This window comes from Kitasatospora sp. NPDC090091 (assembly GCF_044747365.1).
GTDB lineage: Bacteria > Actinomycetota > Actinomycetes > Streptomycetales > Streptomycetaceae > Kitasatospora.
Map to the genome: position 1 here is coordinate 207,972 of NZ_JBIVDY010000002.1, position 26,915 is coordinate 234,886.

General features: G+C 74.0%; 24 protein-coding genes and 2 tRNA genes. 14 read left to right on the top strand and 12 right to left on the bottom strand.

Annotation, left to right across the window (positions count from 1 at the left end):
• Positions 1–123: 123 nt before the first annotated feature.
• From fbaA to ACIPSC_RS03910, 4 genes are all read left to right on the top strand, one after another.
• On the top strand, positions 124–1,146 hold the full coding sequence (gene fbaA, locus ACIPSC_RS03895) for a class II fructose-bisphosphate aldolase (RefSeq protein ID WP_400822743.1): 1,023 nt from the start codon (positions 124–126) through the stop codon (positions 1,144–1,146).
• Between the two features lie 57 nt (positions 1,147–1,203).
• Positions 1,204–1,635: a DUF3151 domain-containing protein gene (locus tag ACIPSC_RS03900; protein WP_313764663.1), complete on the top strand. Its 432-nt coding sequence runs from the start codon at positions 1,204–1,206 to the stop codon at positions 1,633–1,635.
• Between the two features lie 369 nt (positions 1,636–2,004).
• On the top strand, positions 2,005–2,808 hold the full coding sequence (locus ACIPSC_RS03905; RefSeq protein WP_400822745.1) for a DUF3152 domain-containing protein: 804 nt from the start codon (positions 2,005–2,007) through the stop codon (positions 2,806–2,808).
• A gap of 113 nt (positions 2,809–2,921) precedes the next feature.
• Positions 2,922–3,632: a hypothetical protein gene (locus ACIPSC_RS03910; RefSeq protein ID WP_400822747.1), complete on the top strand. Its 711-nt coding sequence runs from the start codon at positions 2,922–2,924 to the stop codon at positions 3,630–3,632.
• A 32-nt stretch (positions 3,633–3,664) separates the two neighbouring features.
• Here ACIPSC_RS03910 and ACIPSC_RS03915 read toward each other — a convergent pair whose 3' ends face one another.
• The 4 genes from ACIPSC_RS03915 to purS form a co-directional block, all read right to left on the bottom strand.
• A complete protein-coding gene (locus tag ACIPSC_RS03915) occupies positions 3,665–4,492 on the bottom strand; it encodes a sterol carrier family protein (RefSeq protein WP_400822748.1) in 828 nt (275 codons plus the stop codon).
• A gap of 109 nt (positions 4,493–4,601) precedes the next feature.
• On the bottom strand, positions 4,602–6,857 hold the full coding sequence (gene purL, locus ACIPSC_RS03920) for a phosphoribosylformylglycinamidine synthase subunit PurL (RefSeq protein WP_400822750.1): 2,256 nt from the start codon (positions 6,855–6,857) through the stop codon (positions 4,602–4,604).
• The gene (gene purQ / locus ACIPSC_RS03925) at positions 6,857–7,534 is read right to left on the bottom strand and encodes a phosphoribosylformylglycinamidine synthase subunit PurQ (protein WP_313764667.1); all 678 of its coding nucleotides are present in this window, start codon (positions 7,532–7,534) and stop codon (positions 6,857–6,859) included. The genes purL and purQ overlap by 1 nt, the downstream gene beginning before the upstream one ends.
• Entirely contained in the window at positions 7,531–7,785 is a 255-nt protein-coding gene (gene purS, locus ACIPSC_RS03930) for a phosphoribosylformylglycinamidine synthase subunit PurS (protein ID WP_238860359.1), read from the bottom strand. Before purS ends, purQ begins: the two co-directional genes overlap by 4 nt.
• Before the next feature lie 467 nt (positions 7,786–8,252).
• Between purS and ACIPSC_RS03935 the strand changes: the two genes are divergently transcribed.
• The 7 genes from ACIPSC_RS03935 to ACIPSC_RS03965 all read left to right on the top strand — a co-directional run bounded on the left by ACIPSC_RS03935 (position 8,253) and on the right by ACIPSC_RS03965 (position 12,912).
• Positions 8,253–8,570 (top strand): Lsr2 family protein, encoded by a 318-nt coding sequence (locus tag ACIPSC_RS03935; RefSeq protein WP_238860361.1) that lies wholly within the window; start codon positions 8,253–8,255, stop codon positions 8,568–8,570.
• Positions 8,571–8,701: 131 nt separating this feature from the next.
• A tRNA-Gly gene (locus ACIPSC_RS03940) sits at positions 8,702–8,774 on the top strand.
• Positions 8,775–8,814: 40 nt separating this feature from the next.
• Positions 8,815–8,890, top strand: a tRNA-Gly gene (locus ACIPSC_RS03945).
• A 160-nt stretch (positions 8,891–9,050) separates the two neighbouring features.
• Positions 9,051–10,079 carry an ABC transporter ATP-binding protein gene (locus tag ACIPSC_RS03950; protein ID WP_400822752.1) on the top strand — a complete coding sequence of 343 codons (1,029 nt, stop codon included), beginning with the start codon at positions 9,051–9,053 and terminating at the stop codon, positions 10,077–10,079.
• Positions 10,076–10,915: an ABC transporter permease gene (locus ACIPSC_RS03955; RefSeq protein WP_400822754.1), complete on the top strand. Its 840-nt coding sequence runs from the start codon at positions 10,076–10,078 to the stop codon at positions 10,913–10,915. Before ACIPSC_RS03950 ends, ACIPSC_RS03955 begins: the two co-directional genes overlap by 4 nt.
• A gap of 115 nt (positions 10,916–11,030) precedes the next feature.
• The gene (locus ACIPSC_RS03960) at positions 11,031–12,254 is read left to right on the top strand and encodes a sensor histidine kinase (RefSeq protein WP_400822755.1); all 1,224 of its coding nucleotides are present in this window, start codon (positions 11,031–11,033) and stop codon (positions 12,252–12,254) included.
• A gap of 37 nt (positions 12,255–12,291) precedes the next feature.
• Positions 12,292–12,912 (top strand): response regulator, encoded by a 621-nt coding sequence (locus tag ACIPSC_RS03965; RefSeq protein ID WP_400822757.1) that lies wholly within the window; start codon positions 12,292–12,294, stop codon positions 12,910–12,912.
• 78 nt (positions 12,913–12,990) lie between these two features.
• On the opposite strand, the gene ACIPSC_RS03970 is transcribed toward ACIPSC_RS03965, so the two are convergent.
• The 4 genes from ACIPSC_RS03970 to purD all read right to left on the bottom strand — a co-directional run bounded on the left by ACIPSC_RS03970 (position 12,991) and on the right by purD (position 19,217).
• Positions 12,991–13,890: a phosphoribosylaminoimidazolesuccinocarboxamide synthase gene (locus ACIPSC_RS03970; protein ID WP_400822759.1), complete on the bottom strand. Its 900-nt coding sequence runs from the start codon at positions 13,888–13,890 to the stop codon at positions 12,991–12,993.
• A 180-nt stretch (positions 13,891–14,070) separates the two neighbouring features.
• Positions 14,071–15,612, bottom strand: coding sequence for a N,N-dimethylformamidase beta subunit family domain-containing protein (locus ACIPSC_RS03975; RefSeq protein ID WP_400822761.1), 1,542 nt, complete (start codon positions 15,610–15,612; stop codon positions 14,071–14,073).
• Between the two features lie 239 nt (positions 15,613–15,851).
• Entirely contained in the window at positions 15,852–17,426 is a 1,575-nt protein-coding gene (locus tag ACIPSC_RS03980; RefSeq protein WP_400822763.1) for a hypothetical protein, read from the bottom strand.
• A 543-nt stretch (positions 17,427–17,969) separates the two neighbouring features.
• Entirely contained in the window at positions 17,970–19,217 is a 1,248-nt protein-coding gene (gene purD / locus ACIPSC_RS03985) for a phosphoribosylamine--glycine ligase (RefSeq protein WP_400822764.1), read from the bottom strand.
• Positions 19,218–19,673: 456 nt separating this feature from the next.
• On the opposite strand from purD, the gene ACIPSC_RS03990 reads away from it, so the two are divergent.
• The gene (locus ACIPSC_RS03990; RefSeq protein ID WP_400822766.1) at positions 19,674–20,459 is read left to right on the top strand and encodes an SLATT domain-containing protein; all 786 of its coding nucleotides are present in this window, start codon (positions 19,674–19,676) and stop codon (positions 20,457–20,459) included.
• Between the two features lie 153 nt (positions 20,460–20,612).
• Here the strand turns inward: ACIPSC_RS03990 and ACIPSC_RS03995 are convergent, their stop codons facing one another.
• From ACIPSC_RS03995 to ACIPSC_RS04005, 3 genes are all read right to left on the bottom strand, one after another.
• Positions 20,613–21,260 carry a hypothetical protein gene (locus ACIPSC_RS03995; protein WP_400822767.1) on the bottom strand — a complete coding sequence of 216 codons (648 nt, stop codon included), beginning with the start codon at positions 21,258–21,260 and terminating at the stop codon, positions 20,613–20,615.
• Positions 21,261–21,439: 179 nt separating this feature from the next.
• Complete coding sequence (locus ACIPSC_RS04000) at positions 21,440–22,459, bottom strand: GntR family transcriptional regulator (RefSeq protein ID WP_400822768.1); 1,020 nt, start codon at positions 22,457–22,459, stop codon at positions 21,440–21,442.
• Between the two features lie 196 nt (positions 22,460–22,655).
• Positions 22,656–23,453, bottom strand: coding sequence for a carbon-nitrogen family hydrolase (locus tag ACIPSC_RS04005; protein ID WP_400822770.1), 798 nt, complete (start codon positions 23,451–23,453; stop codon positions 22,656–22,658).
• 173 nt (positions 23,454–23,626) lie between these two features.
• On the opposite strand from ACIPSC_RS04005, the gene ACIPSC_RS04010 reads away from it, so the two are divergent.
• A complete protein-coding gene (locus ACIPSC_RS04010) occupies positions 23,627–24,448 on the top strand; it encodes a maleylpyruvate isomerase family mycothiol-dependent enzyme (RefSeq protein ID WP_400822771.1) in 822 nt (273 codons plus the stop codon).
• Between the two features lie 165 nt (positions 24,449–24,613).
• Positions 24,614–25,453 carry a Bro-N domain-containing protein gene (locus tag ACIPSC_RS04015; protein WP_400822772.1) on the top strand — a complete coding sequence of 280 codons (840 nt, stop codon included), beginning with the start codon at positions 24,614–24,616 and terminating at the stop codon, positions 25,451–25,453.
• Between the two features lie 69 nt (positions 25,454–25,522).
• Here ACIPSC_RS04015 and ACIPSC_RS04020 read toward each other — a convergent pair whose 3' ends face one another.
• The gene (locus ACIPSC_RS04020; protein ID WP_400822773.1) at positions 25,523–26,869 is read right to left on the bottom strand and encodes a nitrate/nitrite transporter; all 1,347 of its coding nucleotides are present in this window, start codon (positions 26,867–26,869) and stop codon (positions 25,523–25,525) included.
• Positions 26,870–26,915: the final 46 nt, after the last annotated feature.

Below are 26,915 nucleotides of genomic sequence, written 5' to 3' on the forward strand. Positions count from 1 at the left end.
TGGTACCGGGAGCCGCACCGCAGTGCCGCGCATCGGCGACCGGTACCCCGGAGTCGTAACGAAGGCGTACACAGCGTCGGACAGCACCGTCCGTACGCCGCAAACCCGACAGGAGCGGATCTCATGCCCATCGCAACCCCCGAGGTCTACAACGAGATGCTGGACCGGGCCAAGGCGGGCAAGTTCGCCTACCCGGCCATCAACGTCACCTCGTCGCAGACGCTGCACGCCGCCCTGCGCGGCTTCGCCGAGGCCGAGAGCGACGGCATCATCCAGATCTCGACCGGCGGTGCGGAGTTCCTGGGCGGCCAGCACAACAAGGACATGGTGACCGGCGCCGTCGCCCTCGCCGAGTTCGCGCACGTCGTCGCCGCCAAGTACGACATCACCGTCGCGCTGCACACCGACCACTGCCCGAAGGACAAGCTGGACGGCTACGTCCGCCCGCTGCTGGCGATCTCCGCCGAGCGCGTGGCCAACGGCCGCAACCCGCTCTTCCAGTCGCACATGTGGGACGGTTCCGCCGAGACCCTGAGCGACAACCTGGAGATCGCCCAGGAGCTGCTGGCCCAGGCCGCCGCCGCCAAGATCATCCTTGAGGTCGAGATCACCCCGACCGGTGGCGAGGAGGACGGCGTCACCCACGAGATCAACGACGAGCTGTACACCACCGTCAACGACGCCGTCCGCACCGCCGAGGCCCTGGGCCTGGGCGAGAAGGGCCGCTACCTGCTGGCCGCCTCCTTCGGCAACGTGCACGGCGTGTACAAGCCCGGCAACGTCGTGCTGAAGCCGGAGCTGCTGCGCGAGCTGCAGGACGCGATCGGCAAGCAGTACGGCAAGACCGACCCGTTCGACTTCGTCTTCCACGGCGGCTCGGGCTCGACCGCCGAGGAGATCGCCACCGCGCTGGAGAACGGCGTCGTGAAGATGAACCTCGACACCGACACCCAGTACGCCTTCACCCGCCCGGTCGCGGACCACATGTTCCGCAACTACGACGGCGTGCTGAAGGTCGACGGCGAGGTCGGCAAGAAGAACACCTACGACCCGCGGACCTGGGGCAAGCTCGCCGAGGCGGGCATGGCCGCCCGCGTGCTGGAGGCCGCCCAGCAGCTGCGCTCGGCCGGCAACCGCCTGAAGTAGCAACCCGGTCCCCGGACCGGTCCTGCCGTCATGCCCCTCAGTGGTTCACTGGGGGGCATGACCACAGACCCCACTCCTTTCCAGGGACAGAACCTCCTCGGCGGCCCCGCCCCGACGCAGCTGCCCGCGGAGCCCGGTCCGCTGCAGCTGCTGGCCGGCGGTGCCTCCCCGGCCGAGGTCGCGGCGAAGTACCCGACCTCCTCGCTGGCCTGGGCCCAGCTCGCCGACGACGCCTTCGCGGCCGGCCGCACCGTCGAGTCCTACGCGTACGCCCGCACCGGCTACCACCGCGGCCTCGACGCGCTGCGCCGGGCCGGTTGGAAGGGCCACGGCCCGGTGCCGTGGGAGCACGAGCCGAACCGCGGCTTCCTGCGGGCGCTGCACGCGCTCGGCCGGGCCGCCGCCGCGATCGAGGAGAAGGAAGAGGCGGAGCGCTGCGCCCAGTTCCTCCGGGACAGCTCGCCGACCGCCGCCGCCACCCTCGGCTGACCGGCCCCACCCGCTCACGGGCCGACCGGCCCGCCGCGACCGCCCCCGTCGCCCGCCCGGGCGACGGGGGCGGCTTCGCGCGCCCTGCATACCCGGTATGTGGACAGTCACCCGTCCGCCGTGCCAGGGTGTGCGGGCGAGGGGGACGCACCACACGGCAGTTCGACGGCTCCGCGGCCCCAACCGGTCCCGACAGGAAGCCCCACCGTGCCCGCAGCCCGATCCGACCAGCGCGGCTCCCGCTCCCGCGCCCGCAGCGCCGGCCGGTCCGGCACCGGCCGGGCTCGGGGCGCGGCGCCCCACGGCACCGGCCCGCGGTCGGGCGCCGGCCGCCGGCGGCGCAGACAGCGCCGCGGACCGGGGCCCGGGATGATCGCGGCCCTGGTCGCCGCCCTGGCGATACTCGGCGGCACGGTCTTCGTGCTCAACCGCCCCGACGTCCTGCCGGACGGCGGGCAGACCGCCCAGGGCCGGGTCGCGCCGACCGGCGTCGGTGCCACCGCCGGGGCGCCCGGTCCGACCGCCACTCCGGCACCGACGCCCACCACTGCGCCGGCCCAACCCGCGCCGCAGCCGAGCACCCCCACGCCGACCGCGCCCGACCCCGGGCCGAGCAAGGGCGCGGGCACCTTCACCGTCGCCCCCGGCGCGGCGGCCGCGGTCGGCAAGGGCCCCGTCCGCCGGTACCGGGTCGAGGTCGAGGACGGCATCGGGATCGACCCGGCGGCGGCCGCGGCGCAGGTGCAGGGCATCCTCGCCGACAAACGCGGCTGGACCAACGACCGCAAGAACGGCTTCCAGCTGGTCGCGGGCGGCTCCTACGACTTCACGGTGAAGATCGCCTCGCCGGCCACCGTGGACCGGATCTGCGGGGCGTCCGGGCTGGACACCCACGGCGAGGTGAACTGCAACGTCGGCAGCCAGGTGCTGGTCAACGTCAAGCGCTGGAACACCGGTTCACCCCAGTTCAGCGGCCCGATCGACGAGTACCGGGCGCTGATCGTCAACCACGAGGTCGGCCACCGGATCGGGCACGGGCACGAGACCTGCCCGGGCAAGGGGAAGCCCGCACCGGCGATGATGCAGCAGATCTACGGCCTCAAGGGCTGCGAGCCCAACGCCTGGCCCTACACGGCGGACGGCACCTACCTCGGCGGCCCCTCGGTGCCCTGAGCCGCGGACCGCCGCCGGCGCACCGCCCACGGCGCCGGTCCGGTCGCAACCCACGGACAGATCCGGTACACCGTCACCGACCTTTCGCGACAAGCCCGTTCTACCCTGACGGCATGACAGCAGACCGCACACCGCCGCGGCGCCGCCGGTACCTCGCCGCAGCGGGCACCGCCGGCCTCCTCCTCGGAACGGCCGCCTGCTCATCCTCCGGCGAACCGGCCGGCGGGGGGACGCTCTCCTACGCCCACGTCCGGTCGACCGCCGAGGGGCTGGCGAAGTCCGGGTCCTGCCCGTTCGGCCTCGATCTCGCGGCCGCTCTCAAGGACGCCGGGATCGACCGCCCGGCCACCCCCGGCGCCGCGGACCGGCCCGCGGTCGACACCGACCTGGGCAACGGCGTCCCGGCCCAGCCCTGGCCCTCGGGCGTCACCCCGCCGCCGTCGATGGCCTCGATGCCGGCCACGCCCCCGACGGCCTGGGTGACCTGCACCTACACCGTCGGTTCGACCCCGGTCCGGGTCGACCTGCTGGCCGTCCCCGAGAACGGGGTGGCGGTCGCCCTGATGCTGCCGCACATCCAGCGGTTCGGGAACGTCGGCGTCGACCAGCTCCGGCAGTTCTCGGTCGACCAGCCGGGGCCCGGCGAGACCAGACTCACCCCGGGCGCGGGCCTCGCCGCGGTCGCCCGGGTCGCCGCCAAGGGCAAGGGGGACATCACGCTGACGCTCTCCCAGGACACCGACGACGCCCAGCGGCTGCCCGACCTCGCCGGCGAACCGCTCCGCAGGGCCACCGAGCGCCTCGCCGCCCAACTGCACCCGTAGGCCCCGTCCGGCCCAGGGCCCGACTTCGGGGCTCAGCCCAGGAGCGGCAGGTAGGCCCGCAGGTCGCTCCGCTCGCCGCCGGCCGAGACGGCGGCGGCCTCCACCTCCGCGGCCCAGTCGGTGCGGCCGGTGGCGAGCCGGATCCAGGTCAGCGGGTCCGTCTCGACGACGTTCGGCGGGGTGCCGCGGGTGTGCCGCGGGCCCTCCACGGCCTGCACCACCGCGTACGGCGGCACCCGCAGCTCGACCGCGCCGCCCGGGGCCCGGTCGGCCAGCGCGTCGGCGAGCAGCCGGGTGACGGCGGCGAGCGCCTGCCGGTCGTGCGGGAAGGCCGCCGGGCCGACCGCCCGGGCCAGGTCGTCCGCGTGCACGACGGTCTCGACCAGCCGGGTCACCAGCATGTCGGAGAGCAGCATCGAGCCGAGCCGGATCTCGAACCTGCGCTCCTGGTCCGCGACTTCGGGGCCGGCCAGGACGGCGAGCAGCGCGTCCGCGGCCCGGTCGAAGGCGGCCGCCACCGCGGCCGGGTCACCGCCGAACCCGCCCGCCGCGTGCTCGCGCGCGCCCGCGTCCAGGAGCGGAGCGGACTCGGCGACCCGGGCCACCCAGCGGAGCAGGTCCAGCGGGGGGCGGCCCTCCAGCGGGTCGTCCAGGTGGGCGGGCACCCAGTCGAGCTGGACGGCCAGGTGCGCCACCAGCTCGCGCACCCGCCACTGGCCCAGACCGGCCGGCCGCTCCAACAGGTCGGCGGCGTCCGGGCGGGCGCAGAGCTGCCGGACGGCGGCGCGCAGCGCCTCGGTCTGCCCGGCGAGCGCGGCGCGGACCTTCGCAGGCTGGTACGTACGGGACTTGGCAGGCATGGCCCCAACATACGCCGAGGGGCGGACGGTTCTGCTGAACCGTCCGCCCCTCGGCGTCACTCGGCCACGCGGCCGCTCGCTCCGGGCACGGCCCGGGGCGAAGCGCTCATCAGGCCAGCAGGGCCTCGATGACGCCGGTGTGGGCGTCCTTCAGCTCGGCCAGCGAGACGGTGAACCGGCCCTGGACGTCCAGGACATCGCCGTCGACCACACCGATCCGGGTGGCCGGCAGGCCACGCGCGGTGCACATGTCGTTGAACCGGAGCTCCTCGCTGCGCGGCACCGCGACGACCGCGCGGCCGGCCGACTCGGAGAACAGGAAGACGAACGGGTCCATGCCCTCGGGCACGATGATCCGGGCGCCGTGGCCGCCCTTGAGGCAGCTCTCCACCAGGGCCTGGCCGAGGCCGCCGTCGGAGAGGTCGTGCGCGGCGTCGATCATGCCGTCGCGCGAGGCGGCGATCAGGATCTCACCGAGCAGCCGCTCGCGCTGCAGGTCGACCTTGGGCGGCAGACCGCCGAGGTGGTCGTGGACCACCTGCGACCAGGCCGAGCCGCCGAGCTCGTCCTCGGTGTCGCCGAGCAGGTAGAGCAGCTGCCCCTCCTCGGCGAAGGCGACCGGGGTGCGCCGGGTGACGTCGTCGATGACGCCGAGCACCGCGACCACGGGGGTCGGGTGGATGGCGACGTCGCCGGTCTGGTTGTACAGGGAGACGTTGCCGCCGGTGACCGGGGTGCCGAGCACCTGGCAGGCGTCGGCCAGACCGCGGGTCGCCTCGGCGAACTGCCACATCACGTCGGTGTCCTCGGGGGAGCCGAAATTGAGGCAGTCGGAGACGGCGAGCGGCTTGGCACCGCCGGCCGCGACGTTGCGGTAGGCCTCGGCCAGGGCCAGCTGGGCACCGGTGTACGGGTCCAGCTTGGTGTAGCGGCCGTTGCCGTCGGTGGCGACCGAGACGCCGAGGTTGGTCTCCTCGTCGATCCGGATCATGCCCGAGTCCTCGCCGACCGAGAGCACGGTGTTGCCGAGCACGTAGCGGTCGTACTGGTCGGTGATCCAGGACTTGGAGGCCTGGTTCGGGTGGGCGGCGACCTTGAGCAGGTCGGCCTTCAGCTCCTCGCCGGTGGCCGGGCGGGCCAGCCGCTCGCCGGTGGGGGCGTCGGCCTGCAGCGCGTCCTGCCAGCTCGGGCGGGCGAACGGGCGCTGGTAGGTCGGACCCTCGTGGGCGACGGTGCGCGGCGGCACGTCCACGACCTGCTCGCCGTGCCAGAAGATCTCCAGGCGCTCGCCGTCGGTCACCTCACCGATGACGGTGGCGATGACGTCCCACTTCTCGCAGATCTCCAGGAAGCGCGCGACCTTGGCCGGCTCGACGATGGCGCACATGCGCTCCTGCGACTCGCTCATGAGGATCTCCTCCGGCGAGAGCGTGTTGTCGCGCAGCGGGACGGTGTCGAGCTCGATCCGCATGCCGCCGGTGCCGGCCGAGGCCAGCTCGGAGGTGGCGCAGGAGAGGCCGGCGCCGCCGAGGTCCTGGATACCGGCGACCAGGTCCTCCTTGAAGATCTCCAGGGTGCACTCGATCAGGAGCTTCTCCTGGAACGGGTCACCGACCTGGACGGCGGGGCGCTTGGCCGGGCCGGTGGCGTCGAAGGTCTCCGAGGCGAGCACGGAGACGCCGCCGATGCCGTCGCCGCCGGTGCGGGCGCCGTACAGGATGACCTTGTTGCCGGGGCCGGAGGCCTTGGCCAGGTGGATGTCCTCGTGCTTCATGACACCCACGCAGAGCGCGTTGACCAGCGGGTTGCCCTGGTAGCAGGAGTCGAAGACGACCTCGCCGCCGATGTTCGGCAGGCCCAGGCAGTTGCCGTAGCCGCCGATGCCCGCGACGATGCCGGGCAGCACGCGCCGGGTGTCCGGGTGGTCCGCCGCACCGAAACGCAGCGGGTCCATCACGGCGACCGGGCGGGCGCCCATCGCGAGGATGTCGCGCACGATGCCGCCGATGCCGGTGGCCGCGCCCTGGTAGGGCTCGATGTACGACGGGTGGTTGTGCGACTCGACCTTGAAGGTGACCGCGTAGCCCTGGCCCACGTCGACGACGCCGGCGTTCTCTCCGATGCCGACGAGCATGGCGTCGTTCTCGGGGGCCTTCTCGCCGAACTGCTTCAGGTGGACCTTGGAGCTCTTGTACGAGCAGTGCTCCGACCACATGACGGAGTACATCGCGAGCTCGGCGCCGGTGGGACGGCGGCCGAGGATCTCGCGGATGCGCGCGTACTCGTCCTCCTTGAGGCCGAGCTCGGCCCAGGGCTGGGCGGCGTCCGGGGTCTGCTCGGCGTTCTTGACGGTGTCGAGGCTCATCAGGCGTTCACCAGCTGCTTCAGGACGGAAGTGAAGAAGCCCAGGCCCTCGGTGGTCGGACCGGTGAGCGGCTCCACGGCGTGCTCCGGGTGCGGCATCAGGCCGACGACATTGCCGGCGGCGTTGGTGATGCCGGCGATGTCGCGGTACGAACCGTTCGGGTTGACGTCCAGGTAGCGGGCGACGACCCGGCCCTCGGCCTCCAGCTCGTCCAGGACGTGCTGGTCCGCGACGAAGCGGCCCTCGCCGTTCTTCAGCGGCACGACGATTTCCTGGCCGGCCGAGTAATCCCGGGTCCACGCGGTGCCGGCGTTCTCGATCCGCAGCTTCTGGTCGCGGCAGATGAAGTGCAGCGAGTCGTTGCGGGTGAGCGCGCCGGGCAGCAGGTGCGATTCGCAGAGCACCTGGAAGCCGTTGCAGATACCGAGGACCGGCATTCCCTGCTTCGCCTGCTCGATGACGGTCTCCATCACCGGCGAGAAGCGGGAGATGGCGCCGCAGCGCAGATAGTCGCCGTAACTGAATCCGCCCGGCAGGACGACCGCGTCGACCTGGTGGAGATCCTTGTCACGGTGCCAGAGGGCGACCGGCTCGGCGCCGGCCAGGCGGACCGCGCGCTGGGCGTCGCGGTCGTCGAGGGAACCGGGGAAAGTGACGACGCCGACTCGGGTGGTCACTTGCCCTCCTCCTCGATGCGGACGGTGAAGTCCTCGATCACGGTGTTGGCGAGGAAGGTCTCGGCGGCTTCGCGGATACGGGCGAGCGCGGCGTCGTCGACCGGGCCCTCCAGCTCCAGCTCGAAACGCTTGCCCTGGCGGACGTCGGCGATCCCGGCGAAACCGAGACGGGGCAGTGCACGCTGCACCGCCTGTCCCTGGGGGTCGAGGATCTCCGGCTTGAGCATGACGTCGACTACGACGCGTGCCACTGGCACTCCCGGTGGTGTCTTCGTGAGGCGGGGGAACTCCAGACTACCGGTGGTTTCGGGCGGGATTGCTGGCCGGGGAGGGCGACGCGCGTAGACTCGGGACCCTTACGCCGCAAGGGTTCCAGCCCCCGGGAGCCCTCCCCCCGGCATCCGATTTCAGTGGATTCGGCGCTCCGAAGGGGAACGCCCGAAGAGCACCCGAATACCGGCACTCCGGGACAGATCGACCGGCCGAGTGCGCGGGTATCCGGCACTCCGGCGAAGACACGTGAATATCCGGAAAAGAAAGCCGGACTCTTCGATTTCGACCCCCTTCGGGTGCAGAATAGGGCCACCTGCCGCGGCAAGCGCCGCGTATCCGGCACGCCATCAGGCCTGCCCGCATGCGCTTGCGCGAGTGGTGCACATCAGGCCTGGGGAACGCACCCTGCGCCCTTCGGCCGAATTGCCCGAGAGGATTGACACCCATGGCTCAGCGTGTAGTCGTCACGCTCTCCGACGACCTGGACGGCGGCGCCGCCGCGGAAACCGTCCACTTCGGCGTCGACGGGAAGTCGTACGAGATCGACCTGTCCCTGGACAACGCGGAAAAGCTGCGGGAGGCCCTCGCTCCGTTCGTCGCGGCCGGCCGCCGCCAGAGCCGCACCGGAAAGTCCTTCCGCCGCACCGCGCTGACCCCGGACCCGGCCGCCGTGCGCGCCTGGGCCCAGTCCCGCGGCATGGAGCTGCCGGCCCGGGGCCGTATCCCCAAGCACGTCTACGAGGCGTTCGCCGAGGCGAACTGACCGCTCCGCGGCCCGGTCGTCCCATCCACCCAAGGAGGGTGGGACGACCACCCCGAAGGATGCTGTAGAGTATTCCTCGTCGCCGCAACGGAGAGATCCGAAGAGGCGGCCGGTGCCCCACCAGGCACCGTGCGGACGTGGCTCAGTTGGTAGAGCATCACCTTGCCAAGGTGAGGGTCGCGAGTTCGAATCTCGTCGTCCGCTCGCAGTGTGCGAGCACAGCACAACTCAATAGTTCAACCCTGCGGACGTGGCTCAGTTGGTAGAGCATCACCTTGCCAAGGTGAGGGTCGCGAGTTCGAATCTCGTCGTCCGCTCCAGTACGAAGGGCCCCCTCGGTCGAGGGGGCCCTTCGGCATTCCCCCGCGCACTTCCCCGGCCGGGCCGATGACATTTGTCATCGCCGATCCGTGGAACCGCACCGCCGTCCGATGAGGCCGTGCACTGCCCGCAGAGCCTTCCCGGCGGAAGGCTTGAGTCATGGAAACGCGCCAGCCCCTCGCCCCGGGCGACCCCGTGATCGAGGTCACCGACCTCCACCGCCACTACGGATCCGGCACCACCGGCTACCACGCGGTGCGCGGGATCAACCTCGCCGTCGGCCGCGGCGAGCTGTTCGCCCTGCTCGGCACCAACGGGGCCGGCAAGACCTCCGCGATGGAGCTGATCGAGGGCCTCGCCGCCCCCACCGGCGGCCGGGTCCAGGTGCTCGGCAGCGACCCGCACCGCGAGCGCGCCGTCGTCCGCCCCCGGATCGGCATCATGCTCCAGGAGGGCGGCTTCCCCGGGGACCTCACCGTCGCCGAGACCGGCCGCACCTGGGCCGGGATGACCAGCGGCGCCCGCCCGGTCGAGGAGGCGCTGGAGCTGGTCGGCCTCACCGGCCGCCGCAACGTCCGGGTCAAGCAGCTCTCCGGCGGCGAGCGCCGCCGGCTCGACCTGGCGATGGCCCTGCTCGGCCGGCCCGAGGTGCTCTTCCTCGACGAGCCCAGCACCGGCCTGGACCCGGAGGCCCGCGCCGCCGTCTGGCGTCTGGTCCGCGACCTGCGCGCCCAGGGCACCACCGTGCTGCTCACCACGCACTACCTGGAGGAGGCCGAGGAGCTGGCCGACCGGCTGGCCATCATGCACGGCGGCCGGATCGTCACCACCGGCACCGTGGCCGAGGTGATCGCCGGCCGCCCCTCCCGGATCGGCTTCGAGCTCCCGGCCTTCGCCGGCGCCTCGCTCCCGCCGCTGGCCGGCGCCCACGTGGCCGTGGACGGCCGGAAGGTCACCGTCCAGACCCCGCGGCTCCAGGCCACCCTCACCGAACTGCTCGGCTGGGCCGACCGCCACGGCATCGAGCTCGGCGGCCTGGACGCCCGCAGCGCCTCGCTGGAGGAGGCCTTCCTCGCCATCGCCTCCGAGGCCGCCCTGGCACCGCCCGGCCAGGCCGGGGGCGAGCCCCCGACCGACACCCCCTCCGACCGCCCCGCCCGCCGCCGCCTGATGGGACTCGCCCGATGAGCACCGCCGCCACCACCGCCGTTCCGCAGGGCACCGGCCGCCCCAGCACCACCGTCCGCCGGCTGCTCGCCCTCGGCCGCGCCGAGGCCGTCCTGCTGCTGCGCAACCGGACCGCCCTCTTCACCGCCCTGCTGCTGCCGGTCGTGCTGGTCTTCGGGCTGAAGAACGCCCTCAACGAGCAGGCCAAGGACAACCCCGGCCTGGACGTCGACTCGCTGCTGGTCAACGGCGCCGTCGGGATGGTCCTCGCCTTCGTCGTCTACTACAACCTCACCGCCGCCTACGTGGCCCGCCGCGGCGAGCTGGTGCTCAAGCGGCTGCGCACCGGCGAGGCCCGGGACGCGGAGATCCTGGCCGGCACCGCGGTGCCCTCGGTCGGGCTGGCCCTGCTGATGTGCGCCGTGATCGGCGGGGTCGGCGCCTCCGCCCTGGACCTGACCGCGCCGGTCAACCCGCTGCTGCTGGCCGCCGGGCTGGTGCTGGTCGTCGGCACCCTGATGGCGCTGGCCGCCCTCTCCAGCGCCTTCACCAGGACGGTCGAGAGCGCCGGGATCACCACCATGCCGGTCCTGCTGCTCACCCAGTTCGGCTCCGGCCTGTTCATCCCGCTGGAGGTCATGCCCGACCGGCTGGCCGACGCCTGCCGGCTGCTGCCCACCACCCCGGCCTTCCAGCTGATGCGCCTCGGCTGGTTCGGCACCGACGGCTCCGCCGCCGCCACCGGCTTCGCCGGCACCTGGGCCACCGCCGCCCCGCACCTGGTCACCGGCACCGCCTGGTTGGCGCTGGCCGTCTGGGGCGCCGTCCGCTACTTCCGCTGGGAGCCGCGCCGCTGACCGGCCGGGCACGGAACCGAAGGTCCGCTCTCCGTCCGGTCTCTGATCCGGCCTCTGATCCGGCCTCTGATAGGAAGACTGCAGCACGATCATGAACGGACGGGGAGCGGAACAGATGGGCGTCGTGAATCCGGTGCGCAAGTGGCGGGGCTACAGCAAGCCGCAGCGCTCCGAGCTCTACCTCCGCTGGTCGCTCTACCTGATGGCGCTCGCCCCGCTGCCGATCAGCCTGGTGAGCAACGTCTCCGCCGCGAAGGACCCGGGGTACGCGGACGCCGCCCGGGTCGCGACGGTGATCGGCCTCGTCCTGACGCTGACCACCCTGCGCGCCTACCGCACCTCGCTGGACCACTACCTCAAGCGGCCCTCCGACCACCTGCGCTGGCTCGCCCTGAACGGCGGCGTCGCGGTCGCCGGCTGCTGGGCCGTCCTGCTGCTCGGACCGCAGGCCGGCACGGGCCCGGATCCGGTGCCGTTCAGCGCCCCCTTCGCGAGCACCGTCCTCTTCTCGGCCTTCGGGCCGGTCGCCGTCGGGCTGTCGCCGCGCCGGTCGGCCCCGGCCGGGCTGGCCGGGCTGCTGGCCGTCGCACCGGCGATGCTCCTGGCGGGCATCGGCCCGGCCACCGCCTGCGGGGCGCTCACCTTCACCGCACTCGCCATGGCCTTCGTCGGCTGCAGCTGCCGCAGCTTCGCCTGGATGCAGTCCGTGGTCTGGGAGCTGGACGCCGCCCGCGAGGCACAGGCCCGGCTGGCCGTCGCCGAGGAGCGGCTGCGCTTCTCCCGCGACCTGCACGACGTGATGGGCCGCAACCTCACCACCATCGCCCTGAAGAGCGAGCTCGCCGTCCAGCTGGCCCGGCGCGGCCGCCCGGAGGCCGCCGAGCAGATGGCCGAGGTGCAGAAGATCGCCCAGGAGTCCCAGCGCGAGGTCCGGGACGTGGTGCGCGGCTACCGCACGGCCGACCTGCACGCCGAGGCGATCGGCGCCCGGGCGGTGCTCCGCTCGGCCGACGTGCACTGCGAGATCGACCTCGGCGAGGACGCCGACCGGCTCCCGCCGGCGGTGCAGTCCGTGCTGGGCTGGGTGATCCGCGAGGCCACCACCAACGTGCTGCGGCACAGCGAGGCCGGCCACTGCGCGATCCGGCTCTCCCGGGCGGGCGACCGGGCGGTGCTGGAGCTGGAGAATGACGGGGTGCCCGCCGTGCCGATCCCCTCCCAGGGCAGCGGCACCGGGCTGCGCGGACTGCGCGAGCGGCTCGCCGCCCACGAGGGCGAGCTGAGCGTCCCGGACGCCGGGCCGGGCCGGTTCCGGCTGCTCGCGACCGTCCCGCTCTGACCCGCTCCGCCGCCCGCCCCGCAGGAAGGCCCACCCGATGACCGACACCGCCCCCGTGCGCGTCCTGCTCGCCGACGACGAGCACCTGATCCGGGGGGCGCTGGCCGCGCTGCTCTCGCTGGAGGACGACATCACCGTGGTCGCCCAGGCGGCCTCGGGCCCGGAGGCGCTGGCGATGGCGCAGGCCCACCTCCCGGACATCGCGGTGCTGGACCTGCAGATGCCGGGGCTCGACGGCATCGAGGTGGCGTCCCGGCTGCGCCGACTGCTGCCGAACTGCCGCTGCATGATCGTCACCGGCCACGGCCGCCCGGGGTACCTGAAGCGGGCGCTGGAGGTCGGCATCCGCGGTTTCCTGCCGAAGACCGTCTCGGCGGCCGACCTCGCCGGGATCATCCGGACGGTGCGCGCGGGCGGACGCTACGTCGACCCCGAGCTGGCGGCGGACGCGATCAGCGCGGGCGAGACGCCGCTGACCCCGCGCGAGACGGACGTGCTGGAGCTGGCCGCCGACGGCACCTCGATCGCCGAGATCGCCGAGCGTGCGTCGCTCTCCCAGGGCACCGTCCGCAACTACCTCTCCTCGGCCGCCGGGAAGCTGGGCGCCGAGAACCGCCACGCGGCGGTGCGGATCGCCCGCGAGCACGGCTGGATCTGAGATCCGCCGCACCCGCGGGCGGGGCCGGGGCCGGGCCGGCCCAGGTGGTTCCGGGGCCGGGCCCGGTCGGTGCCGGGGTCAGGCCCAGGTGGTGCCGGTCAGCCGCTCGTAGACCTCGATGTACTTGGCCCGGGTCTGCTCGACGATCTCGGCGGGCAGCGCCGGCGGCGGCTCCTCGCTGTAGCGGTCCCAGCCGGAGGCCGGGGAGACCAGCCAGTCGCGGATCAGCTGCTTGTCGAAGGACGGCTGCGAGCGGCCCGGCTGCCACTGGTCGGCCGGCCAGTACCGGGAGGAGTCCGGGGTGAGCGCCTCGTCGCCGATCACCAGCTCGCCGTCCAGCAGACCGAACTCGAACTTGGTGTCGGCCAGGATGATGCCGCGCTCGCGGGCGATGTCGCGGGCCCGGGCGTAGACGTCCAGGGTGGTGCGGCGCAGCTGGTTGGCGAGCTCCGCGCCGATCCGGCGGGCGGTCTCCTCGTAGGGGACGTTCTCGTCGTGCTCGCCGACCTCGGCCTTGAGCGCCGGGGTGTAGATCGGGGCGGGCAGCTCGGAGCTGTTCTCCAGGCCCTCGGGCAGGGCGATGCCGCAGACGGTGCGGCTCTCGTCGTACTCGGTGAGGCCGGAGCCGGCCAGGTAGCCGCGGGCGACGGCCTCGACCGGGATCATCTCCAGGCTGCGGCAGACCAGCGTGCGGCCCTTCCAGTCGGCGGGGGCGCCGGCCGGGACCTCGGTGGAGACCACGTGGTTGGGGACGATGTCGGCGATCCGCTCGAACCACCACAGCGAGAGCTGGGTGAGGATCCGGCCCTTGTCGGGGATCTCGTTCGGGAGCACCCAGTCGTGGGCGGAGGTGCGGTCGCTGGCGACCATCACCAGGTCGCCCGACCCGGTGCGGTAGAGGTCGCGCACCTTGCCGGTGTGCAGGTGGACCAGGCCGGGTACCTGGACCGGCTCGGGCTTGGTGACAAATCCACTCACGGTCGTCTCAGTCCTCAGGGGTCGTTCGCGGGCGTGGGGCGGCGCGAAAGGGGAGGTCAGTGCCCCGAGTCTGTCATGGACGCCGGTGCCCACCGGACCGGGGCGGGTCGGCCGTCCCCGGATCGGCCCTTCTTGCAGGCCGTTCCCGCACGGGTCTTTCCCGCACCGGCCGGCCCTGGATCAGCCGTTCTTGCAGAGGTGGTCCAGCAGATTGGCGGTGGCCCGCTGGATCCGCTCGTCGGTGAGGCCGGGCCGGTCCAGCGCCGGCGACCAGGCGAAGGTGCCGGAGGCGAAGACGTACGCGCCGCTCGGCGCCCGGTAGAGCGAGGTCTCCTGGAAGCGGGTGCGGCCGGCGAGGTCCCGGTACGGCGAGTGCGCGAGCAGCACCCGCTCGGTGTGCTCGGGCAGGGCCACCCGGGGGTAGTAGCGGTCGGCCTCGCCGGCGACCAGGCCGGGCAGCTCGTCGCCCTCCTGGAGGCCGGTGCCGGCCCAGAGCCAGTGCGCGGTGTGCCGCGCGACCAGCGGGACGGGTGCCGAGACCCGGCCCGAGTACTGCAGCCCGAGCAGGTGCTGCTCGGGCTCGCCCGCGTCCCGCCAGAGCGCGCTGGCGGCCCCGGGCGCGCCGGCCGCCGGGCTGCCGGCCGGGACCTTCTGCCGCTTGCGGCAGTTGAGCAGCCGGTTGGGCTCGCCGGAGGCGGCGGCGGACAGCTCGACCCGCCAGTACATGGTGTTGGCGGAGAGGAAGACCAGCGAGGTGCCGCCGTCGCGGGCCTGCTCGGCGGCCCGGCGCATCGGCTCGGACCAGTACTCGTCGTGGCCGGGGAAGATCAGCGCCCGGTGCCGGGAGGCGTCGACCAGGCCGGCGTGCATGTCGGTGGCGGTGGCGTAGGAGAGGTCGTAGCCGTAGCGCTCGGCCCAGCGGATGAAGTCGTAGGCGTGGCCGACGTGCAGCGGCAGCCCGGCGGTGGCGTGCGGGCGGTCGAAGGAGACGGTGACGGCCGCCTCCGGCTCGCCGACCAGCCGGCCCCCGTCGTCCCAGGCGTGGTAGAGGCTGGCGCCGCTGCGGCCGTCCTCGGGGAAGAGGTTGTACGCCTGCCAGGTCACGTCCGGGAGCACCAGGAGCAGTTCGGCGGCGTGCATCCGGTCCTCGAAGTCCCGGACGGTGAAGGGGATGTGGCTGCGGTGCAGCATGTCGCCGGTGGTCAGCACGGCGACGTAGGCGCCGGGGCTCCAGTGGGTGGGGATCTGCAGCCGCCAGGTGTGCCACCAGTGGTGGCAGGAGACGGTCCGGCCGGCCACCAGCGGGGCGGGCTGGACCATGCCGGCGATCAGCGGGCTGGAGGTCATGTGGTGGGCGCCGTCGCCGCCGTAGTGGCCGATCCGGAAGACGTCGACGGTGAACTCGCGGGGCGGGTTCACGGTGACCCGGAAGTCCACCGAGCCGCCGGGGCGGACCACCCCGGCCGAGGCGAAGCCCTTGATCTGCTGCACCACGTCGTTGGCGCCCTGCGGGGTGCCGACCGACGGCTTGGGCCTGGCACCCGCGGTCAGCGGCTGCTGTCCCGGGGCGTCGACCGAGACGTACCAGGGGACGGCGCCCCCGGCGCCCGCCAGGTACTGGTCCGGGCTGCGCAGCCAGGGCAGCGGGCCCTGGCCGAAGGGGTCGGAGACGCTGTACGCGTGCGTTCCGGACTCCCATCGGCGGTTGAGTTCCGTCCCCACGCGCCCCTCCCACTGGTGCACCCTCTGCCGGATGGCACGTGCCCACCGGATGTGCGTGCGGTCTAATACACCACAGAGTGCTGGCGCTGCGTCACCCAACGGTAGCAACTAGTGGTGGGGAATCTTCCGCTCCGCCCCGGAAGGGCTTCCGGCCTGCGAAGACCCGCCGCCGACGGTCCGGCCGGGGGCGCGAGCGGACGGGCGAGCGCCCTCCCCCACCGATGCGGTCCGGCCGCCGGTCAGAGCCGCACCGGCTTCTCCAGCCGGACGCCGGCCGCGTCCAGCCAGGCCCGCAGCGGGCCGTCCTGGCCCTGCTCCACGGCCTGGGCGACCGGACCGGCCAGGTCGGTGCGGCGCACCCCGCGGATCAGCAGCACGGGGCCGTCCAGCCAGTCCAGGCCGGGGGTGGCCCCGGCGGTGTCGACGGCGGCGCAGCAGACCATCGCGGTGACGTGGTCGACCAGCAGGTCCCGCCCGGTGCGGACGGGCTCCAGCAGGGGCGCGGGGGCCGTGGTGCGGGCCAGCTGGGCGGTCAGGGCGGCGGCCAGCTGTTCGCCGTCGCCCTCGGCGAGCCGGACCAGCAGCCGGGTCAGGGTCGGGGCGCCGGGCCGGGCCTGCGGGGCCGGGCCGTCCAGGGCGGACTGCAGGGCCGCGGCGCGGGCCCGCCAGCCGGCGTCCACCACCTCGGCCGGGTAGTCCGACCACTCCAGCTCCTGCCAGCCGCCGGAGGCGGGGCGGCCGAAGAAGAGCTCGGCGGCGAGCCGCGAGACCGCCGCGTCGACGGCGCCCGGCTCCTCCAGCAGGTCGCAGGCGGGGCGGTCGCCGAGCCGGCTGCTGTAGCCGTCGGCCAGCCGGTCGCGGCGGGACAGCTCGGTGAGCGCGGCGACCACGCCGGCGTTGAGGTGCGCCGGGTGGCGGCCGAGCCGCCAGGCGGGCAGCGCGACCCGGGTGAGCAGCCGGTCCCACCCGGCGTAGGCGAGGCCGACCTGCTCCTGCGCGGCGATCCGCAGCCCGTAGTCGACCGCCCTGGCCTGCTCGGAGGCCCGGCCTGCGACGGCCCGCTCCAGCTCCGCGGAGTGCCCGCGGCAGGCGCGGAGCAGCCGGCGGGTGATCCGGTCGGTGAGCGCGGCCGGGCCGCGGCGGGCGGTGCGCGGCGCGGCGGGCGCCGGGGCGCCGCCCAGGCCGGGCGGCGGGGCGTCGGCCAGGCTGGCGTCCAGGGAGCGCAGGAAGCGGCGGGCGGCGGCGATCTCCGGGTCGGCGGCGGCCGCGGTGCCGGCCACCACGGGGGCCAGCAGGGCGCGCAGCTCGCCGGCCCGCATCCACCAGAGGAAGGGCGAGCCGATCACCAGCACCGGGGCGGGCGGCTCCGCGCCGCGGGCGCGGCGGTGCCGGCGGGCCGGCGGGGCGGCCGGCGGGACGTCCTCCAGCCAGCTGTCGCAGTCCGGGGTGAGCGCGATCGCGGAGGGCGCGGGCACGTCCAGCCGGTCGGCCAGTTCGACGATCAGCCGGTACAGCTCGGGGGCCTCGGCGCGCTCCAGCGGGACGACCGGGGTCTGCGGCGGTACGGCGCGGCGGTAGGTCCGGGCGGCCAGGCCGGCCACCAGGAGGGTCACGGCGGCGACGGCGCAGACCGCCCACCGGGCGGCGTCCCAGGCCGCGGCGTCGGCCGCACCCGGTGCACCGATCCGGCCGGTGATCCGGCCCGCGAGCAGGACCACCGCGAGGGCGGCGGGCAGCGCGGCGACGGCCAGGGCGAGGCCTCGGACCCGCAGGACCGCCTGGGCGTGAGCGCGCGCGGTGTCGACAGCGGCCATACGGTGCGGCACCCCCTTCGGAGTCCTCGGGCGCCCGGCGACGGGCCCTGAGCCGACTCGAAACGATCAGTTCCGACTGGGAAACGGCGGCGTCCGATCCCCGGTAGTACATGCTGCGTGGCGCTTCTGACATTTTCGACGCCCGTCTCCGGGTGGGTGTTCCGGTTCTCCCGGTTTCCACTCGTCCCGGTGACGGCGCCCGGATTCCGGACGACGCGTCGGGGCCCGTGCGAAGCGGCCCGGGCGTGTCCACCCGGCCGGACGCCGTCCAGCATCCCCCCGCACGACCGCCGCTACCCGGCGGCGACCACGGACGACCCGCCCGTGGCGCTGCGGACCAGCGCACCATAAGGCCGTTCGCCCGGTTACGTCAGCCGGATGCGGGTGCTGTCACTCGATGGGCTGGATTCCCGCCGCCGAACGGTGTGGCGGCGGGTGCAACCGCTCCGAGCCCGCCGACCCCGGAAACGCCGCAGGGCGCTGCGGCCATGGGGGTTGTTCCACCCCTGGACGCAGCGCCCTGCGGAACGCCTAACCCGCCTGCTACTGGGCGGCCTTGAGCGCGATGTCGGTCCGGTGCTGCCCGCCCTTGAGGGCGATCCGGCCCACCGCCCGGTACGCCCGGTCGCGGGCCTCGGCCAGATCGGCCCCGGTGGCGGTCACCGAGAGCACCCGGCCGCCGGCGCTCAGCACCTGGCCGTCCTCGCCCGTCCTGGTGCCCGCGTGCAGCACGTACGCGGTGCCGTCCGCGGCCTCGGCCTCGGCCAGGCCCTCGATCGGGTCGCCGGTGCGCGGCGCGGCCGGGTAGCCCTCGGAGGCGACCACCACGGTGACGGCGGCGCCGTCGTCCCAGCGCAGCGGCTCCAGCTGGTCCAGCGTGCCGGTGGCGGCGGCGTGCAGCACGCCCGCCAGCGGGGTACGCAGCCGGGCCAGCACGACCTGGGTCTCCGGGTCGCCGAAGCGCGCGTTGAACTCGATCACCCGGGTGCCGCGCGAGGTCAGCGCCAGGCCGGCGTAGAGCAGGCCGGAGAACTCGGTGCCGCGGCGGCGCAGCTCGTCCACGGTGGGCTGCAGGACGGTCTCCAGGACCTCCTCGACCAGGCCCTCGGGGGCCCAGGGCAGCGGGGAGTACGCGCCCATGCCGCCGGTGTTGGGGCCCTCGTCGCCGTCCAGCGCGCGCTTGAAGTCCTGGGCGGGCTGCAGCGGGAGGACGGTGGTGCCGTCGGTGATGGCGAAGAGCGAGACTTCGGGGCCGTCGAGGAACTCCTCGATGACCACCCTCTCGCAGGAGGCGGCGTGGGCCAGTGCGGCCTCGCGCTCGGCGGTGACCACGACGCCCTTGCCGGCCGCCAGGCCGTCGTCCTTCACCACGTAGGGGGCGCCGAAGGCGTCCAGCGCCTCGGCCGCCTCGGCCGGGGTGGTGCAGACGTAGGAGCGGGCGGTGGGCACGCCGGCGCCGGCCATCACGTCCTTGGCGAAGGCCTTGGAGCCCTCCAGCCGGGCGGCCCGGCCGGACGGGCCGAAGACCGGGATGCCGGCCGCGCGCAGGGCGTCGGCGACGCCCGCGACCAGCGGGGCCTCCGGGCCGACCACGACCAGCTCGCTGCCGAGCCGCCGGGCGAGCGCGGTGACCTCCGCGCCGTCCAGCTGGTCGACCGGGTGGACCGTCGCCACCTGCGCGATCCCGGCGTTGCCCGGGGCACAGTGCAGCTCGGTCACGGCGGGATCTTGGGACAGAGAGCGGCACAGGGCGTGTTCGCGGGCGCCGCCGCCGATGACGAGGACCTTCACGGAGGGAAGGGTAGTCGCTGACCGGTTCGAGCCGTCCTCCGGTCCCGTCGGAACACACCAATCGAATCCGTCCGTACGCTGCCGGAGCAGGAGGTTCCTCCAAATCGGACCCCCGGTCGGATGCCCTGGGTGTCCGGGTCAGGACGGCGGGTCACCGGGGCCTCGCTCGGACGGGTGAAATCCCGCCGACCGCCGCAACCCCCTCACCTCGGCGTCCGGTGGCCGAATCAGATAACGATCATTGGCGAAGCGCCCCCACGGTCAGCCATTTGGCGGTAAGAAGTGCTGTTGGACCACCGCCGGCCGCGGCCGGTGCGCCGCCCCGGGTGCCCACACTGCCCGGGGTGTCGCGGGTCCGACCGCGTCGCCCGACGCTCCACGGCCGGCCAGGCCGACGGTACGTCAGGGGAAGCACCGTCAGACCAAGCAGTCCGCCCGCCACAGGGAGCCCCACAGGTGAGCCAGCCGGAAATGCAGCCCGAGGAGAGTGCCTGGGGCAAGGAGATCGGCGAGGAGGACCCGCCCGCCGCGACCGTCGCGCGCCAGGCCTCCACCGGGCGCCGGGCCGATCTGAGCACCCGACAGTTCCCGCTCGGGGACTGGGGCGAGCCCGCCGAGCGGCTGGAGGAGCTCTACCGCTGGTCCGAGGAGCGGGCGGTGGAGGCGATCGACTGGTACCGCCGGGACCGGGTCTGGAAGCGCCGCTGGGCCCGCCTGCTGCGGTTCGGCGCGGCCGGCTTCGCCGTCGGCGGCGTCACCGCCCCGCTGGTGGACCTCACCGGCGCCGTCGCCAACGCCACCAGCTGGGGCTACGTCGGCCTGTCGCTCGCCGCGGCCTGCTACGGCGCGGACCGGGTGTTCGGGCTGACCTCCGGCTGGATGCGGGACGTCTCCACCGCGCAGGCGCTGCAACGCCGGCTGGAGGCCTTCCAGTTCGACTGGGCGTCGGAGTGCGTGCGCGAGGTGCTCGGCCCCACCGAGGGCACCGCCGGCGAGGCGGCCGAGCGCTGCCTCGGGGTGCTGCGGCGGTTCTGCGAGGACGTCTCGGACATGGTCCGCACCGAGACCTCGGAGTGGATGCTGGAGTTCCGGGCCGGGATGACCCAGCTGCCCACCCAGGCGGCCGGCAGCTGGGGCGGGCGGAGCGAGACGGTCGGCGGGGCGCAGGTGCGGATCCTGCCGCCGCCGGGGACCAGGCCCACCATGCCGCGCCAGCGGCCGCCGGAGGGCCCGCTGCGCTAGGCGTGTCCGGCCGAGGGCCCGTCTTGTGGATCAGCGCCGATCAGCGCGGACCCGGGCTGATCCACAGGACCCCAGGGCCCGTCCTGGGCCTGCCGTACGCCAGCGCCGCTGCCGGGCCCGCCGCCGGACCACCGGGGCGGGCACCCGGCCGGGTCAGGCGAAGACGATCATCGAGCCCTGGGTGACGCTGCGGGTGGCCGCCGCGTACAGGCCCGCCCAGGCGTGCCGCTCCCGGGCGAACGGGTGCAGGTCGTCCAGCGGCGGGCCGAACGGCTGCTCCAGGCCGGTCGGGCCCAGCGGCCGGGTCGGGCTCGGGGGGTTGAGCGGGTCGATGCCCAGCGCCGGTGCCACGGCCTGCAGTTCGCGCAGCAGGCCGTAGCTGGAGCCGAGCGGGCCGCCCGAGGCGAGCAGCACGTCGTCGACCAGCGGCACCGCGAACTCGATCGGCACGTAGGCCCCGGCGTGGTCGAAGTGCCAGACCAGGTGCGACTGCTCGGCGTTGTTCTCGAACATCTCCAGCAGCTGCTCGTAGTCGCCGCCGAGCGCGTCCACCGGCGTGATGTCCAGGCCGGTCAGGCCCAACAGGTAGGCGCGGCGAAGGAAGTGCAGCGAGTCGTAGTCGAAGGCGGCTATCGGCTCGACCGCCCCGCTCAGCCCGGGCACGTACTGGAAGACCGGCACCTCGGGCAGTCCGCGAGCGGTGAGCACGGTGTTGTAGAGCGCGAGGTCGTCCCGGAAGGGGTTCTCGGGGCTGTGGCTCAGGACGTCCACGAGCGGGACGAGCCAGAGGTCGCAGGCCATGGGCCGGCTCTTCCTCTCCGGGCGGCGGAGGTCGCTCGCGGGGCGAACGACGGATGGGCGGGTCGGGTCCGGACGGTCGGTACGGGAACCGCGGGACGACGACCGCCCACCCTACCGGCCCGGCGCGCGGTGCGGGTCGGGCCGCCCCGGGGCAACCGGCCGGACGGCGGGCCGGCCGGTCAGCGGCCGAAGCGGGTGAAGGCCACCGAGCGCGGCTGCGGTACCAGGCCCAGGCCCAGGCCGAGTTCGCGGCCGAGTTCCCGGCCCAGCTCGCGGTCCCGGAGGCGGGCGCGGCCGGCGGTGGTGTCGGCGGGCCGGGCCGGTCCGCCGTTCCCCTCGGCGTTCCCGGCCGAGGACCCGACGCCGCCCGCCGCGGGCGGCCCGTCCGATCCGGCGCCGTCCGGCCCGGCGCCGTCCGGCCCGGGCCCCTCCGATCCGCTCTCCGGTGCCGGCTCCTCCGGGCCGAGCCCGGCGGTGAGCAGCGGCAGGACGCCCACCGACTCCAGCGGCCGGCCGGTCAGTTCCGCGAGCAGCCGGACGGTGAACAGGTTGTACTCGCAGATGATCCGGTAGGCGCCCGCCAGGTCCCGCGCGGCGATCGCTTCTACCAGGTCGAGGTGGCGGTCCCAGCAGACCCCGTCCAGCCTCGGCATCCCGCGCAGGTAGGGCGCGGCGAACATCCAGGACTGCACCCGCAACCAGTCCAGGTAGTCGCCGATCCGGCGGTTGCCGAGCAGCCCGGCCACCTCCTGCCAGAACCGGCGGTCGCAGCCCACCATCACGTCCAGGTTGCCCGCCCGGGCGGCCCGGACCGCCGCGTCCGCCCGCCGCCGCAGCGAGGGCAGCCGGGCGTCGGTGTCCGGGGACTGCGGGCGCAGCGCGAGCTGGCGGACGTAGCTGTCCGTGAGGAGGACCCGGGCCTCGAAGATCTCCAGGAAGTCGTCCCAGCCGAGCTCGGGCACGGTGAACCCGCGGTGGTGCTCGGTCCGGAGCAGCCCCTGCGCGCCCAGGTCGACCAGCGCCTCGCGCGCGGGCGTCGCCGAGACCCCGTACAGGTCGGCGATCTCCTTGACGGTGAAGTTCCGCCCGGCCGCCAGCCGGCCGGCCATCATCTCCTCGCGCAGCGCACCCGCGATCTGCTCACGGAGACTGTTGCGGTGGATCACGGGGCGGGTGTCGCCTGCGCCGGTGCCGGACATGCGCGCGACCTCCTCGGGCGGGCTCTACGACCGGCCCCGGGGCGGACCGGCAGGTGAAGGGCGGGGAACACGACGAACGCTCATCTTCTCAAAGATGCCGCCGGGCCGCCGCAGCCGCGTCACCCGGCCCCGGGCACCACCGCGGGCCGCCGGGCGCCCGCCACCGCCACCGGGCGCCGCCGGGCGCCCTTGCGGGTCACCGCTGGACCGGAGCCGGGATCCCCAGCAGCCGGTCCCGGTGGACCGGGAAGTCGGCGCGGGCCTTGGCCACCTCGGCCGGGTCGAACTCGACCGCCAGCACCTCCTCGCCGTCGCCCGCCTCGGCCAGCACCCGGCCCCACGGGTCCACCACGATGCTGTGCCCGGCCTGCTCCACGCCGCCGTGCGTGCCCGCCGTGTTGCAGGCCAGGACGAACGCCTGCTCCTCCACCGCGCGGGCCCGGGCCAGCAGCGTCCAGTGCTCGCGCCGCCGCGCCGGCCAGGCGGCCGGGACCACCAGCAGCTGTGCACCGGCGTCCAGCAGCGCCCGGAACAGCTCCGGGAACCGCAGGTCGTAACAGGTGGCCAGGCCCAGCGTGCCGAAGTCGGTGGCGGCCGTGACGATCTCCTGGCCGGCCCCCATCACCACCGCCTCGCCGCTGTCGAAGCCGAAGCGGTGGATCTTGCGGTAGGTGTGCACCAGCTCGCCGTCCGGGGCGAACAGCAGCGAGGTGTTGTAGATCGGCCCGTCGGGGTCCCGCTCGACGATCGAACCCGCGTGCAGCCAGGCCCCGGCCGCCTTCGCGGCCGCCGCCATCACGTCCGAGGTCGGCCCGTCCAGCGCCTCGGCACCGTCCGACCAGAGGTCGTAGGCGAATCCGCCCAGCGGCCACAGCTCCGGGAGAACGACCAGGTCGGCGCCCTGCTGGGCACGGACCAGGGCGGCTGCCCGGGCCCGCCGCTCGGCGGGCGGCTCGGCGTCGGAGACCGCGAGTTGGATCAATGAAGCGCGCACAGTACCACCGTCCACGGCAAGAGTCCTACGATCGTCACCCGAAAGCACTGCCCTGCTCTCACCCGGCAGCGTAACGTGCGGTTAGCGTGCGCGCCCGGAAGCCGGAGCAACCCGCCCGGTGCCGAAGCCAGGGCGCACGTGGCAAGGCAGCTGACGGAGGGCCGGAGATTCCCGTGACGGACAACCAGACCGTGCAGGCTTACACCGATGCGTGGACGCAGTCCATCGAATCGATATCGGAACTGGTGGCCCCCCTCCCGGAGGGCTCCTGGAACCGGGCCACCGAGTGCCCCGGCTGGTCCGTCCGGGACGTCGTCTCCCACGTCATCGCGATCGAGTCGGAGCTGCTCGGCGACCCGCGCCCGATCCACTCGCTCCCCCGCGACCTGCGCCACGTCACCACCGACTTCGCCCGCTACATCGAGCTGCCGGTCGACAAGCGCCGCTGCCACACCTCGGTCGAGCTGGTCGGCGAGCTGGAGTACACGGTGATCCGCCGCTCGCGCGCCCTGCGGAACGCCAAGCACACCCCCACCGAGCAGGTCCGCTGGCCCGCCGGGCCGCACAGCCGCGAGCTGCCGTACCACGAGCTGCTGCGCCGCCGGGCGTTCGACGTCTGGGTGCACGAGCAGGACCTCCGGCGCGCCCTCGACGAGCCCGGCAACCTGGACTCCCCGGGTGCGCTGGTCTCCCGGGACGTCCTGCTGGAGCTGCTGCCCAAGGCGGTCGCGCACCAGGCCGGGGCCCCGGCCGGGACGGCGCTGGTCGTCGACGTCACCGGCCCGGTGGAGTTCCTGCGCACCGTCCGGGTGGACGCGGGCGGCCACGGCACGGCCGACGAGTCGATCAGCCTCGCCCCCGACGTCCAGCTCACTCTCGACTGGGAGACCTACGTCCGCCTCGCCTGCGGCCGCGGCCGCCCCGGCCCGGTCACCGTCGAGGGCGACCGGGAGCTCGCCTCCCGCATCCTGGCCAACTTCTCCGTGACGCTGTAGCCCCCCCGCCGACCCCGGCATCACCCACCCGGCGTACACACACCACCGCACGCCGGGTGGCGCGCTTCGTGCTCCCGTGCGTCAGCTTGGCACCAGCACCTCACCCGTTCGACCTCGTTGTTCCGGGCAATCCGACTGTCACCCGGAAGAAGGAGGGGCGTCCCGATGGACGACGAACAGGAACAGCAGGAACGGATGGTGCTGGTGCGGTCCAGCTTCCCGGTCACGGGGCAGCCGATCAGGGTGGTGATGATCGACGGGGAGCCGTGGTTCGTCACGGCGGACGTGTGCCGGATCCTCGGTCGCGGCAATCCGACCGATGCGGTGAAGGTGCTGGAACCACACCAGCACTGCACCGTCGATCTACGGTCGGTAACCCTTGTTCCGAACAAGGGTTACCCCGTTTCCGCAGTTCGGAAAGCCTACGGTCGAGGCAACCCGCTGATCGGCGTAGTGAATGAGACGGGCTTGTACGGGCTCCTCATGAGGTCGGACAAGCCCTCGGCCAAGCAGTTCCAGCAGTGGGTCACCGAAGATCTCCTTCCCTCCGTCCGCCGTGGGGACACCGACGTGCCCAGCCAGCAGCGGCGGATGGCGGAGACCCTGGCCGAGGCCATCGGACAGCAGGTCCGGATCGTCGCGGAGATCGACCACGAGGACTGGCCGGGGGTCACCATCCACTCCGACGGGACGGTGCACTGCCGGCACGGCGAGATGGCCTTCCACGTGCCCGGCCGGGAGGAGGACAGCGGTCCGCCCTTCGGCGGTTACTACTCCTGCCCGGCGGTGGAGCGGGTCGGCATCCAGGGCAGCCGCGTGATCCCGGGCTGCCCGAAGCTGAGGCTGGTGGACCTGATCCGGCTGCGCCGTGCGGCACGGTCCGAACCCGTCGCGGAGCCGGTGCCGCCACCCGACCACGGGCTCATGCACGCGGAGCTGCACGGCGCCCGGATCCACGGCACGCCCGCGCAGCTCGCCGAGCTGATGCGTGTGTACGGGGGCTGATCCGCTCGGATTACCCTAACTTCGAGTTAGGGTAATCCCGTTTCGCCTGGTCAGAAACCCTACGAATGACTACGCCCCGGCCGTGGCGACCTTCTTCCGGAGGCGGAGGATCATCAGGGTGCCGACCGCCATCGGCACGTACTGCCAGCAGAAGGCCCAGCGGAAGGCCTCCGCGGTGTAGCCGGCGGCGTCGGCCGGGGTGAGGGCGTCGAGGAGGACGCCGATCCCGAAGAGGGTCACCATCGTGCCGATGAAGCCGCCCATGTTGACGATGCCGGAGGCGGTGCCGAGGCGCTCGACCGGGTTGAGGGCGCGGGCGTAGTCGAGGCCGACCAGGGAGGCCGGCCCGTTGGTGCCCATCACCAGGATGACCCCGACCACGAGCCCGAGCGGCGGACGGCCGCCGGGCCAGGCGAGGACGACCGCCCAGCCGGCCGCGGTGGCGGCGATCACGGTGAGGACGATCGGCATCCTGGCCCGGGCGGTCAGGGAGAGCAGCCGGCCGAAGAGCAGCCCGAAGGACATGTTGGCGAGCACCAGCAGGGTGAGCAGCCCGCCCGCCCCGGCCCGCGACAGGCCCTGGGCCTCCACCAGGTAGGGCAGGCCCCAGAGCAGGCCGAAGGCGTTGCCGGGGAACTGGGTGGTGAAGTGCACCCAGAGCCCGAGCCGGGTACCGGGCTCGCCCCAGGCCTCCCGGACCTGCCGGCCGACGGCGAGCCGGGGCGCGGCCGCGACCGGGGCGACCGGCGCACCCGCCGGGGCCTCCCGGAGGAAGAGCGCGACCAGGGCGAAGACCCCGGCGCCGAGCAGCGCGATTGCGGTGAAGGTCGGCGTCCAGCCCTCGCTGTGCAGCGCCTGGGCGAGCACCACCGTGGTGACCAGGTTGCCGCCCATCCCGGCGAGGCCGGTGAGCTGCGCGACGAGCGGGTTCCTGGCGGCCGGGAACCAGCGTGCGGCGATCCGCAGCACGCTGATGAAGGTCATCGCGTCACCGCAGCCCAGTACCGCCCGGGAGGCCAGCGCGGGGGCGAAGGCGGCCGAGAACGCGAAGGCGAGCTGCCCGGCGCTGAGCAGCACGACACCGAGCAGCAGCACCCGGCGCGGGCCGAAGCGGTCGACCAGCAGGCCCACCGGGATCTGCATGGCCGCGTAGACCAGCACCTGGAGGATCGAGAAGGTGGAGAGCGCGGACGCCCCGATGCCGAACCGGTCGGCGGCGTCGAGCCCGGCCACGCCGAGGCTGGTCCGGTGGATGACGGCGAGCACGTAGACACTGGCGCCGATGGCCCAGGCCAGCCAGGCGGCGCGGCCGCCGGGCGGCGGGGCGACCGCGGTGGCCCGGGTGGCGGGCTCGGCGGTGGAACGGGGAGCGGAGGCGGACAGGGGACGGGCTGAACGGGCGGGCTCCACGGGCATAGTGACCCCAGACTAGTCATCCCATGATTGGACGCCTAGATCGGGG

Excerpts from the sequence above, each read along its gene's own strand:
- fbaA (WP_400822743.1), top strand. The coding sequence starts at position 124 with ATGCCCATCGCAACCCCCGAGGTCTACAACGAGATGCTGGACCGGGCC.
- ACIPSC_RS03900 (WP_313764663.1), top strand. The coding sequence starts at position 1,204 with ATGACCACAGACCCCACTCCTTTCCAGGGACAGAACCTCCTCGGCGGC.
- ACIPSC_RS03905 (WP_400822745.1), top strand. The coding sequence starts at position 2,005 with ATGATCGCGGCCCTGGTCGCCGCCCTGGCGATACTCGGCGGCACGGTC.
- ACIPSC_RS03910 (WP_400822747.1), top strand. The coding sequence starts at position 2,922 with ATGACAGCAGACCGCACACCGCCGCGGCGCCGCCGGTACCTCGCCGCA.
- ACIPSC_RS03915 (WP_400822748.1), bottom strand. The coding sequence starts at position 4,492 with ATGCCTGCCAAGTCCCGTACGTACCAGCCTGCGAAGGTCCGCGCCGCG.
- purL (WP_400822750.1), bottom strand. The coding sequence starts at position 6,857 with ATGAGCCTCGACACCGTCAAGAACGCCGAGCAGACCCCGGACGCCGCC.
- ACIPSC_RS03935 (WP_238860361.1), top strand. The coding sequence starts at position 8,253 with ATGGCTCAGCGTGTAGTCGTCACGCTCTCCGACGACCTGGACGGCGGC.
- ACIPSC_RS03950 (WP_400822752.1), top strand. The coding sequence starts at position 9,051 with ATGGAAACGCGCCAGCCCCTCGCCCCGGGCGACCCCGTGATCGAGGTC.
- ACIPSC_RS03955 (WP_400822754.1), top strand. The coding sequence starts at position 10,076 with ATGAGCACCGCCGCCACCACCGCCGTTCCGCAGGGCACCGGCCGCCCC.
- ACIPSC_RS03960 (WP_400822755.1), top strand. The coding sequence starts at position 11,031 with ATGGGCGTCGTGAATCCGGTGCGCAAGTGGCGGGGCTACAGCAAGCCG.
- ACIPSC_RS03965 (WP_400822757.1), top strand. The coding sequence starts at position 12,292 with ATGACCGACACCGCCCCCGTGCGCGTCCTGCTCGCCGACGACGAGCAC.
- ACIPSC_RS03980 (WP_400822763.1), bottom strand. The coding sequence starts at position 17,426 with ATGGCCGCTGTCGACACCGCGCGCGCTCACGCCCAGGCGGTCCTGCGG.
- ACIPSC_RS03995 (WP_400822767.1), bottom strand. The coding sequence starts at position 21,260 with ATGGCCTGCGACCTCTGGCTCGTCCCGCTCGTGGACGTCCTGAGCCAC.
- ACIPSC_RS04000 (WP_400822768.1), bottom strand. The coding sequence starts at position 22,459 with ATGTCCGGCACCGGCGCAGGCGACACCCGCCCCGTGATCCACCGCAAC.
- ACIPSC_RS04015 (WP_400822772.1), top strand. The coding sequence starts at position 24,614 with ATGGACGACGAACAGGAACAGCAGGAACGGATGGTGCTGGTGCGGTCC.
- ACIPSC_RS04020 (WP_400822773.1), bottom strand. The coding sequence starts at position 26,869 with ATGCCCGTGGAGCCCGCCCGTTCAGCCCGTCCCCTGTCCGCCTCCGCT.